Here is a 484-nt window from a genome sequence, read left to right on the forward strand (position 1 = left end):
TAGTCCGGCGGCGAGGGGGTTGCCCTGGGTTTTCGCGGCGACCTGGTGGGGTGCGTCGGCGATCGCTTCGCCGGCGCCGTGGAGGGCGTTGCCGGCGGCGTCGGTGGCCTGGTGGACCCCGCCGCCGGTGGTGTGGGCGGCGTGGTGGAGGCTGCCGGAGGCGCTGTGGGTGGCGTGTTCTGCGGTGCCCATGATTTTGTCCTTTACTCCGAAGACGGCGTCCTTCACCTTGTCCGTCTGGCGGTGGACGATGTTGGAGGGGGTGACTTTGTCGGCGACGGCGTCCACGTTGGTGCCGAGGCGGTTGCGGGTTGCTTCGATGTCGGCGCGGATGGCGTCCGGGTTATCACTCATCGGTGGTCTCCGTTCGGTTTGAGGGTGGGCGGGATTTCCTTGGCTGTCTCCATGGTTTGGGGCATGCCTTTGATGGTTTTGAGTTCCTTGCGTCCGATGGAGGCGAGGATCGCGGCGATGATGCCCCAGA

Annotated in this window: 1 protein-coding gene; it reads right to left on the minus strand. The window is 66.3% G+C overall.

Going from position 1 to position 484, the window contains the following annotated elements:
• Positions 1 to 354: DUF3618 domain-containing protein (locus G9E11_RS21150; RefSeq protein ID WP_246468929.1), on the minus strand; the 354-nt coding region annotated here is incomplete at its 3' end.
• Positions 355 to 484: the final 130 nt, after the last annotated feature.

The organism is Arthrobacter ipis (assembly GCF_014694315.1).
Lineage (GTDB): Bacteria > Actinomycetota > Actinomycetes > Actinomycetales > Micrococcaceae > Arthrobacter > Arthrobacter ipis.